Annotated in this window: 4 protein-coding genes; all 4 read left to right on the plus strand. The window is 69.8% G+C overall.

From position 1 onward, the window contains the following. Positions 1 to 84: 84 nt before the first annotated feature. From tnpA to DS843_RS30695, 4 genes are read left to right on the plus strand one after another with little or no spacing between them, the layout of a single operon-like run. Positions 85 to 534: an IS66-like element accessory protein TnpA gene (gene tnpA, locus DS843_RS30680; protein ID WP_149472594.1), complete on the plus strand. Its 450-nt coding sequence runs from the start codon at positions 85 to 87 to the stop codon at positions 532 to 534. After that, entirely contained in the window at positions 531 to 884 is a 354-nt protein-coding gene (gene tnpB, locus DS843_RS30685) for an IS66 family insertion sequence element accessory protein TnpB (RefSeq protein WP_149472595.1), read from the plus strand. The genes tnpA and tnpB overlap by 4 nt, the downstream gene beginning before the upstream one ends. A 51-nt stretch (positions 885 to 935) precedes the next feature. Beyond that, positions 936 to 2,504: an IS66 family transposase gene (gene tnpC, locus DS843_RS30690; protein WP_149472596.1), complete on the plus strand. Its 1,569-nt coding sequence runs from the start codon at positions 936 to 938 to the stop codon at positions 2,502 to 2,504. Then, positions 2,501 to 3,043, plus strand: a complete 543-nt coding sequence (locus DS843_RS30695) for a YecA/YgfB family protein (RefSeq protein ID WP_149472597.1) — start codon at positions 2,501 to 2,503, stop codon at positions 3,041 to 3,043. The genes tnpC and DS843_RS30695 overlap by 4 nt, the downstream gene beginning before the upstream one ends. The last annotated feature ends 39 nt before the right edge of the window (positions 3,044 to 3,082 follow it).

The following is a 3,082-nucleotide window of genomic DNA, read 5'->3' on the forward strand; positions in this document are numbered from 1 at the left end:
GTAAGCGTTACGAGCGCCCCCTTCTTCCCGAACCGGGTTCCATGATCGAGATTACGCGCGGACTCACGGGACGCGGAGGGTGCGATGGAGGATGGCGTCAGGCTTCATCCCAGACTTGAAGGCATGGATGAAGGCAGGCCGTATCGGCGGGTCGAGGTGATCACGGGACGTCGGCAGCGGCGCTCGTACACGGCGGAGGAGAAGGCGCGCATCGTGGCGGAGAGCGCGGCGCCGGGCGTCAACATCTCGGAGGTCGCGCGACGCAACGGGGTGAACCGCGGCCTGCTCACGGTCTGGCGCCGGGAGGCGGGCGTTGTCGCGGAGGCGGCCCCGATGCAGACGCCGCTGTTCGTCCCGGTCACGATGGACGAGGAAGTGACGCCCGCTCCCCCAGAGGACCGCCGCCTGGCAACTCGGGAGGCGCCGCCAAGCCGGATCGAAATGGACCTGCGCAGCGGGCGGTTGGTGTTCCACGGCGCCGTCGATCCCGGCCTCGCGGCGGCGGTCGTCGCGGCCGCCCGGGGGCGGGGGTGATCACGCCGCGTCCCGACCTCAAGGTCGTGGTCGCCACGCAGCCGATCGACTTCCGCAAGGGCGTCCATGGCCTGGTCGCCTTGGTCGCCGAGGCGCTGAAGGCCGATCCCTATTGCGGCGACGTCTTCGTCTTCCGCTCCAAGCGCAAGGACCGGCTCAAAATCCTGGTCTGGGACGGCAGCGGGCTGATTCTCGCAACGAAATGGCTGGAAGCTGGCAGCTTCTCCTGGCCGCCGGTCCAGGATGGAGCGATCCGTCTGAGCGCGGTGCAGTTCGCGCTTCTGCTCGACGGACTGGCGTGGCAAACAGCCTCGCCGCCACCGGTCAAGAAGCCACGTTGGATGGGCTGAACTCGTTGATTTGTCTGGGGTTTAGCGGGTTTTCCCGGTATACTCCGGGGCATGCCGCCGCCCCCCTATCCGCTCCCTCAGGACCCCGCCGAGCTGGCCCGCATGGTCCGTCGCCTCGCCGCCGAGAAGGCGGAGTTGCAGGAGCAGGTGAAGACCCTGAAGGCGTTGATCTTCGGGGCCAAGTCGGAGAAGGCGGCGGTGATCGATCCCGAACAGGGCCTCCTCGATCTCGGCGACCTTGCCCCTGAGGCCGCGCCGCCGGCCAATGACAACGCCAACCGGGCCGCACCCGAGCGCCCGCGGCGGCCGGCGAACCGGAACGTCGGCGCGCTGCCCCGGCATCTGCCGCGGGTGGAGACGACGATCGAGCCGGAGAGCACCGCCTGCCCCTGCTGCGCCGGGCGGCTGCACCGGATCGGCGAGGATGTCGCCGAGGCGCTGGACGTTATCCCCGCCGTCGTGCGCGTGCTGCGCACCATCCGGCCCAAGTACGTCTGCCGGGCCTGCGCCGGCGCCCCGATCCAGGCTCCGGCCCGGCCACGGGTCGTGGACGGCGGCATGGCCTCCACCGCCCTGGTCGCCCATGTCGTGGTGGCGAAGTTCGCCTGGCATCTGCCGCTGTACCGGCAAGCGCAGATGTTCGCCGGTCAGGGCGTGGCGCTCGACCGCGCCACCCTGATGTTCTGGGTTCGCCGGGCGGCATGGTGGCTGAAACCCTTGTACGACCGGCTCCTGCTCTACATCCGCTCCCAGGAGCGGGTGTACTGCGACGAGACGCCGTTGCCCCGGCTCGATCCCGGGCGGGGCCGGACCAAGGTGTGCCAGCTCTGGGCCCAGGCGGTGGACGACCGCCCCTGGCGGGGGCCGGCCATGCCGGCGGTCGGCTACGTGTTCGCCGAGGGCCGCGACACGGCGACGCTGCAGGAGCAGATGGCGGCCTTCACCGGCATTCTCCAGGTCGATGGCTACGCCGCCTACAAGGCGCTGGTGCGCCGCCGGCACACCGGGGCAAAGGTCCGGTTGGTGTTCTGCCTGAGCCATGCACGCCGCAAGTTCGTGGCGGTGTTCAAGACCACCAAGTCGGACGTGGCGCGCGACGCGATCGCCCGCATCGGCGCGGTGTACGCCATCGAGGAGCGCATCCGCGGCACGGCGGCCGAAACGCGCCGACGGGTGCGGCAGGCCGAGAGCCGGCCGCTCATGGAGGCGCTGAAGGCTCGGCTGCTGGAGGTGCGGGGCGCGATCTCCGGCCAGTCGAGCCTAGCCAAGGCGATCAACTATACCCTGGGCCATTGGGACGGGCTAGTGGCCTTCCTCGACGACGGCCGCATCGACGTCGATACGAACACGGTGGAGAGGAGCATGCGTCCGATTGGGTTAGGGCGTAAGAACGCTCTCTTCGCCGGCTCGGCGGCGGGGGGCCTGGACTGGGCCATCCTGGCCTCGCTCATCCAGAGCGCCCGCCTCAACGGCGTCGATCCGTTCACCTACGTGGCCGACGTGCTGGAGCGCATGGTGTCCGGCGCGGTCAAGGCCAACGCCCTCGACCGCCTGTTGCCATGGACGTGGAAGGCGGAGCGGGACGGCGCCGTTGATGGCGAGGAGAGCCAGGCGGCATGACGGCCAAGCCGATGCTGGACGCCAGCGACCTCGAAGCCTACCTGCGGGCCCGCGGCCGGGCGGCGCCGGTGTCGCGCCTCGACGCACTCGACGGCTACCTCACCGCCGTGCTGGTCGGGCCGAAGTTCATCGATCCACAGATCTGGCTCGGCCAGCTCCTGGGCGAGCGCACCCTGCTCGCCACGGAGGAAAGCCGCGAGCACTTGGCCATCCAGGCCGTTGTGCACCACCACAACCGCCTGTCGGAAACGATGGCGCAGTTTCCCTACCTGTATCGGCCTCAACTGCCGCCGCACCGGGACGGAGGCTTGGACCCGATGTTCTGGTCCCTCGGCTTTCTGGCCGCCACCCGGCTGGCGCCACGGGCCTGGAAGAGTGTGACCAATCCGGACAAGCCCGAGCACGCGGCCTTCCAAACGCTGGACCCCATGCTGTTCGGCACGGAGGCCATCGCCGAGGCCGACGTCCCCGCCCAGGCAAAGGCCATCCTCGACCTCCGCGAACACTTCAAGGTCCGTCGCCACAGATCGATGCGGTGATTGCCCGGCCCGAGCCGAGGGTGCGCTCGCAACGCTTAC

Origin of the sequence: Roseomonas genomospecies 6 (assembly GCF_008365375.1) — a bacterium.
Classification (GTDB): domain Bacteria; phylum Pseudomonadota; class Alphaproteobacteria; order Azospirillales; family Azospirillaceae; genus Azospirillum.

Coding starts and splice junctions, on each gene's coding strand:
- tnpA (WP_149472594.1), top strand. CDS start 85: ATGGAGGATGGCGTCAGGCTTCATCCCAGACTTGAAGGCATGGATGAA.
- tnpC (WP_149472596.1), top strand. CDS start 936: ATGCCGCCGCCCCCCTATCCGCTCCCTCAGGACCCCGCCGAGCTGGCC.
- DS843_RS30695 (WP_149472597.1), top strand. CDS start 2,501: ATGACGGCCAAGCCGATGCTGGACGCCAGCGACCTCGAAGCCTACCTG.